Genomic DNA, 5,972 nt, shown 5'->3' with positions numbered 1-5,972 from the left:
TAATAATCCCAGAGAAGATTTTGATAAAAACAGCAATCATAAAAAGCAAATTATTGAATCATAAAAAGCAAATTCTTGACATTTATCAGGTAATTATTTTTATTAGTCAATATTCTACACAACTCAGGCTAGATAAGCAAGAGAGCTACGCCACTACTATCGGATCACTACCGGTACGGGAGAAGGCTATCGTGTCGGTTTACGCATTTCCATCGAACGGACGACTCAAACGGTCAAGGATCCGCAAACGGGTAAGGTTATCCGTCAGATTACTCAACCGATTGGCACTCTCGAAATTGTCGAAGCTGATGGTCAATCTAGCGTCGGTCGCATCATTACCGGTAATGGTTTTAAAGTCGGTGATTTAGCTAAACCCATTCGTTAATTGGGGATTGGGGTGTGGGGTGTAGGGTGTAGGGTGTGGGGTGTAGGGTGTGGGGTGTGGGGTGTGGGGTGGTGGGGTGTGGGGTGGTGGGGAGATCGGTAAACTTAAAACTCAAATCTGATCAGTGATCACTGATCACTGATCACTGATAAGTGAACACTCAGGAAAATTTGAAGTTATGTAAAGCGAACCCCGGGGTCAGGCAAGACAACCGATAAAATTTATGATTGGAATCCCTTACATATTCCCTAGACCAGAGCGATTAACGAAAATTATCAAAAAATGATACAAGATAAAAAACCCACGGTGATCATTACTGGGACAACTTCTGGAGTCGGTCTCTACGCCGCTAAATCCCTTGCTCAAAGAGGTTGGTTTGTGGTTATGGCCTGTCGGGATATCCCGAAAATGGAACAGGCCGCCAAGGAGTTGAACATTCCCCGGGATAACTACTGTATTGAATTTATCGACCTCGGTTCCCTCGATAGCGTCCGGCGCTTCGTTAAAAATTTCCGGGCCTTGGGCAGATCTCTAACCGCTTTAGTCTGCAATGCCGCTATCTATCTGCCTTTGCTCAAAGAACCCTTAAGAAGTCCCGACGGTTATGAATTGAGCATGGCCACCAATCATTTAGGTCATTTCCTGTTGTCGAATTTGCTCTTGGAAGATCTAAAAAATTCTCCCTCTCCCGACCGCCGTTTAGTCATTCTCGGCACTGTCACCCATAATCCCGATGAATTAGGCGGTAAAATTCCTCCTCGTCCCGATTTGGGCGATTTAGACGGGTTTGCCAACGGTTTCCAAGAGCCGATTACCATGGCCGACGGCAAAAAATTTGAATCGGTCAAAGCCTATAAAGATAGTAAGGTGTGTAATGTTCTCACCATGCGGGAACTGCACAAACGCTATCACCAATCGACCGGAATCACTTTTACTTCCCTCTATCCGGGTTGTGTGGCCGATACACCCCTTTTCCGCAACCATTACCCCTTTTTCCAGCAGTTTTTCCCCTGGTTCCAGAAAAATATCACCGGTGGCTATGTTTCCCAAGAATTAGCCGGGGAAAGAGTCGCTATGGTGGTTGCTGACCCCGAATACCGTCAATCCGGTGCTTACTGGAGTTGGGGCAATCGTCAGAAAAAAGAGGGTAAATCCTTTGTTCAAAGGGTTTCTCCTCAAGCTCGCGACGAGGAAAGAGGCGCAAAAATGTGGGAATACAGCGCTAAATTAGTCGGATTAGCCTAATTTACGATTTTAAGACTAAAAAAGGACACAAGTTAACTTGTGTCCTTGTCGAAACGGGGAGGCCAGAGCAGCAAGAAACAATCCATAACTGGGTTTTTAAAGCTCGATCGGCAGTTAATCATATTATTAAAAACGGATTTGGTATTATACTAAATCCGGTTATTAAAAACTGATTATTTATTCCCACTTAGGATTAGAGGCGTTGTTGTCTAAAAAGCACAAACAAAACGATATTGACGATGATTAATTGATGTTTTTAGGGGACGTAAGCGATAGCGTTTACGTCTTTTTGCCTAGATTAATTGAGTTTCATACTGAAATTGACTGACTTAGAAATGGCTGGATGATGTCAGATATTGCTGTGTTTGGCTGTAACTTTAAACAGTAATTATAGCCTTGATCATAAAACATTAATTCTTGATTTTCAGGAACAAGAGATTGAAACCAAATGGCAAAAGTAGCACAATCTTCTAAATATCCATCCAAACTAATTCCTTGTCCATCTCGATGTAATGCTCCATCTAATCTAGTCCCTTTTTCTGGAATTTTAATAACCCATTCGATGCTATAATAATCATCGGGATTAGTTAGGGTTTTAATCGTGGTATCATGCCAAGATTTTTCGAGATTTTCAATAAAATCTACTGGGTTAATTTTCCATTGGGTCGGTTGGTCTGGTGTAATAAGATATTCCATTAAAAACTTCTCCTTTTTACTTAAGGTAAAACGACAACAGTACCAAGAATATTAAACTGACGGAGTAATTTTTCAAAAAATGGTACGGCTTCTCTCATATTAACAATTACTAACAACTTAACCACAGGGGTTTTTTGGTCATTATTGACTGCTCCATAGCGACGAAATTCATTTTCTATATCGCCTTGAACTTTTGTCCGAATAAAAGGGGGTACATTAGAATTATCAACATAGGGACTATTAGCGGGATTTTCAATAAATTTAGCTTCCATAAGCTCTCCTGTTTCATAATTAATGCCATCTGCCCAAATTTCTTCTCCTCCATCTCGGACTCGAATTTCCTCATTACCACAATGTCTAATCTGAAATTGATAACGCTGATTATAGGTTGGTGTCAGTCTTCGCGGGAAATCTTTTGCCCAGTCTTGTATTAAGTTACTTAAATCTGTCATTCTTGATTGTACTTTAAGTTGATTGAAATTCGTCCAAAATAGCGCACCAGTCCTCTACGATACTACCCTCACCGTTCCCGAAAATAGCCTCTTAAACACTCTTGTTGGCACAATTACCCCCACCGATGCCGATAATAACCCCTTAACCTACAGCATCACTGATATGAGCGTCGGAATTGGGAGCAGCGAGAGGGGAGAGGGGGTTTGAGCATTTGTACTAAAATTTCCCCTACGCAGTTTAAATGCAGTACAGCTTAACTGATGACAAAATAACTTGATTCTCCGAATAACTTGAGAAAAGTTGCTCAAAATATAGCCTCAGCAACACAAATCGGCTTATCTCTAGGTAAATCCTTGCAGGAGTGCCATTGTACCAGATATTTTCTCTCTGCTCGATTTATTTAATAAGCTCTGCTGATGAATAAAAAAAAATAATAAACTAGGCTTATGAGTATTCGCCTCTACAATCAGTAGCCTTAACCCAAACGCCTTTAAGTTTTTAGGTGTTGTCAGATCTACTCCTGCATCTCGTCTCGAGATATCTCCCCTTGGTGGTAATGGACTTTTTTCAATTGATAATTTACAAGTAGCCACTAAATCTATCCAGTCTGTCCCTGAACCCCTCACAATTCTAGGAATAGTAATATTAGGATTAGAGGCGTTGTTGTCTAAAAAGCACAAACAAAACGATATTGACGATGATTAATTGATGTTTAAAGGTGACGTAAGCGATAGGGTTTACGTCCCTTCTTCATACTCACAAAAACTGTAAGTTAGGATAATCTAAAATTGCATTATCTTCAGTAACTATCGTTAAATCATGTTGTAAAGCTTGACACATTAAAAGGCGGTCAAAAGGATCTTTATGAAGGAGTGGCAAATCCTTTAAATGTACTATGCTTTTTTCATCAATAACCAAACTATTAATTAAATGCTGTTTCCTTTTCTTGGGAAGATATATATCAGGATGTTCGGGAAAATTTAATTTGCCTAACTGATACTTGATAACGCATTCCCAAACAGATATAACGCTTAGAAAAACTTCATTGTTACTATTTTTTATCTGACCACACAAGTTATCCGACAAGCGAGGATTATCACTAATTAACCAAAGAAAAATGTGTGTATCTAGTAACAATCTCATTGCGGATAAAACAAGTCCAAAACTTCATCAGGTAAGGGGTTATTAAAATCATCGGGAACAGCAAATTCTTCTTTAGCCAATCCTACTGGACGAGATTGATTAGCTTGACCTAAAAACTGGCAAATTATCTTAATCTCATTTTCACTTAAAGGATTTTTCCTGTCCATTTCTTGGTTATTTTTAATTAGAAATTGCCATTTTTGTAATGCTTTGTCTATCAGGTAATTATCAGATTTTTTTGACGCTTGTTCATGGTTTAAATCATCAACAAATTGCCATATTAAATTAATATTATCTGGGGATAAGATACCTAACTTCTCAATTAAATACTGGCGTAATTCTACATCGTTCATACTGTTTTTCGTATTAACTATGAGTTTTAATGGCAATTTTAGCATAGCACAAAGCAAGATTTTTTTGTGGGAGAAAATATCTTATCACCAACGCCGGAAATAACGCCTCCCTCCCTGCTGATACCCGCGACTTAGACGGAGATAGCAACATCACCGAAGCAATACCCTTTGATATTGCCCGAAATCCTCGCGTTAACGGTACAAACGTCGATTTAGGTGCATTTAAATTCGTCCAAAATAGCGCACCAGTCCTCTACGATACTACCCTCACCGTTCCCGAAAATAGCCTCTTAAACACTCTTGTTGACACAATTACCCCCACCGATGCCAACACTAGGGTTAGGTGTATTGCTGTCTAAAAAGCATAATCAAGACAACACTAACGACAATTAATTAATGTTTTCATGGGACGTGAGTGATGATGTTTACGTCCTTTTCTCAGCAATTATTGAATAATTAAAATGATTCTTGTGCGGTGGACAAAACCTCTTGATACAGTCTTGTATTAATACGTTTACCCTTAGTAATTAACGCAGCTAAAACTTCCTGAACGCTAGTAATTAATCCTAGTTGTTTGGCGACCAATAAAATACCTAATGTACCAGTAATTTTTAAATTTCGAGATAAAGCAACTCGCCTAGCTTCTAAATCATCAATCAATAATTGATCGGCTTCTAATTCTTCAGCTAAAATCATAGCAGCACATTCACCCCAACCTAAATTAGTTATCGTTTTCAAAGTAGAGACTTTTTCTGAACTGCTAATGGTTCGTCTCTCTATCCAGTCTGCTAATTGAACTAAATTAACTGCTGGATGATTTCCTGTTGTTACCTCATGGTAAACTTCTTGAGGAATAATAATTTTCCCGTAAATGTCATGAAGTAAATTAAGTTTTCCAACTTTTGCTAATTCACTTAAAGGGGTGGTATCAGAGACAATAATCACTTTACTTTTTATATCTCTCTAAAATTTGGAGAGTCTCAGCCACTTCTTGTTGTAATTCTTCTTGGGTTTGCATAGGAAATGGACAAATATTATAGTGATCCATTAAATCAGAAAGTTTATGATGATCGATCTCTAATAATTCTGCGGCACGTCCCGCACTAATATCACCATGACGAAGTAACGTCATAACATAGGCTTCTTTAGCTTTTTTCTCAGCTTCCAGATGATGAATTTCTGGAACTTTAGGTAAAGTTAGAGTGAATTTAATTTCTGTTGTCGTCATTTTAGATTTATTTTGAGTAGCCTATAATTATTTATAACACTTATTTATCCCCACCGATGCCGATAATAACCCCTTAACCTACGGCATCACTGATATGAGCGTCGGAATTGGGAGCAGGGAGAGGGGAGAGGGGGTTTGAGCATTTGTACTAAAATTTCCCCTACGCAGTTTAAATGCAGTACAGCTTAACTGATGACAAAATAACTTGATTCTCCGAATAACTTGACAAAAGTTGCTCAAAATATAGCCTCAGCAACACAAATCGGCTTATCCCTAGGTAAATCCTTGCAGGAGTGCCATTGTACCAGATATTTTCTCTCTGCTCGATTTATCGAAAATTTGGGTTAAAACCCCGTCGTTTTACGACGGCTTTAAGCTACAATGGAAAAAGCGATAACCAAGCTAAAAACTGAACCTTGACAACAGATAGTAAGGGGTTTCGTTCAGAAAAGACTTCAAATTCGGCCTT

10 protein-coding genes and 1 pseudogene are annotated in these 5,972 nt (G+C 38.9%); 4 read left to right on the top strand and 7 right to left on the bottom strand.

Translation table 11 applies throughout. The features are described 5' to 3' along the window. Positions 1-163: 163 nt before the first annotated feature. Positions 164-385 (top strand): annotated as a pseudogene (locus IM319_RS17430) (CsgG/HfaB family protein); the annotation flags it as partial. 282 nt (positions 386-667) lie between these two features. Further along, entirely contained in the window at positions 668-1,630 is a 963-nt protein-coding gene (locus IM319_RS17425; protein WP_287736426.1) for a protochlorophyllide reductase, read from the top strand. A gap of 309 nt (positions 1,631-1,939) precedes the next feature. On the opposite strand, the gene IM319_RS17420 is transcribed toward IM319_RS17425, so the two are convergent. Beyond that, a complete protein-coding gene (locus tag IM319_RS17420; protein ID WP_287736425.1) occupies positions 1,940-2,326 on the bottom strand; it encodes a hypothetical protein in 387 nt (128 codons plus the stop codon). 20 nt (positions 2,327-2,346) lie between these two features. Beyond that, positions 2,347-2,778 (bottom strand): restriction endonuclease fold toxin-2 domain-containing protein, encoded by a 432-nt coding sequence (locus IM319_RS17415; protein WP_287736424.1) that lies wholly within the window; start codon positions 2,776-2,778, stop codon positions 2,347-2,349. Positions 2,779-2,800: 22 nt separating this feature from the next. On the opposite strand from IM319_RS17415, the gene IM319_RS17410 reads away from it, so the two are divergent. Further along, positions 2,801-2,986, top strand: coding sequence for a cadherin repeat domain-containing protein (locus IM319_RS17410; protein ID WP_287736423.1), 186 nt, complete (start codon positions 2,801-2,803; stop codon positions 2,984-2,986). A gap of 134 nt (positions 2,987-3,120) precedes the next feature. Here the strand turns inward: IM319_RS17410 and IM319_RS17405 are convergent, their stop codons facing one another. Next, complete coding sequence (locus tag IM319_RS17405) at positions 3,121-3,372, bottom strand: hypothetical protein (protein WP_286823679.1); 252 nt, start codon at positions 3,370-3,372, stop codon at positions 3,121-3,123. On the opposite strand from IM319_RS17405, the gene IM319_RS22640 reads away from it, so the two are divergent. Beyond that, the gene (locus tag IM319_RS22640) at positions 3,317-3,484 is read left to right on the top strand and encodes a PEP-CTERM sorting domain-containing protein (protein WP_323801823.1); all 168 of its coding nucleotides are present in this window, start codon (positions 3,317-3,319) and stop codon (positions 3,482-3,484) included. The two genes, IM319_RS17405 and IM319_RS22640, sit on opposite strands and share 56 nt — an antisense overlap. A gap of 51 nt (positions 3,485-3,535) precedes the next feature. Here the strand turns inward: IM319_RS22640 and IM319_RS17395 are convergent, their stop codons facing one another. From IM319_RS17395 to IM319_RS17380, 4 genes are all read right to left on the bottom strand, one after another. Then, complete coding sequence (locus tag IM319_RS17395; RefSeq protein ID WP_287685032.1) at positions 3,536-3,922, bottom strand: type II toxin-antitoxin system VapC family toxin; 387 nt, start codon at positions 3,920-3,922, stop codon at positions 3,536-3,538. Further along, complete coding sequence (locus tag IM319_RS17390) at positions 3,919-4,275, bottom strand: hypothetical protein (RefSeq protein WP_287736422.1); 357 nt, start codon at positions 4,273-4,275, stop codon at positions 3,919-3,921. The genes IM319_RS17395 and IM319_RS17390 overlap by 4 nt, the downstream gene beginning before the upstream one ends. A gap of 456 nt (positions 4,276-4,731) precedes the next feature. Further along, a complete protein-coding gene (locus IM319_RS17385; RefSeq protein ID WP_286823681.1) occupies positions 4,732-5,220 on the bottom strand; it encodes a DUF3368 domain-containing protein in 489 nt (162 codons plus the stop codon). Position 5,221: 1 nt separating this feature from the next. Next, positions 5,222-5,503, bottom strand: a complete 282-nt coding sequence (locus IM319_RS17380) for a UPF0175 family protein (protein ID WP_286823680.1) — start codon at positions 5,501-5,503, stop codon at positions 5,222-5,224. Positions 5,504-5,972 lie beyond the last annotated feature (469 nt).

Origin of the sequence: Microcystis sp. M113S1, from assembly GCF_020246945.1 — a bacterium.
GTDB lineage: Bacteria > Cyanobacteriota > Cyanobacteriia > Cyanobacteriales > Microcystaceae > Microcystis.
This window is presented reverse-complemented; position numbering and strand designations above follow the sequence as displayed.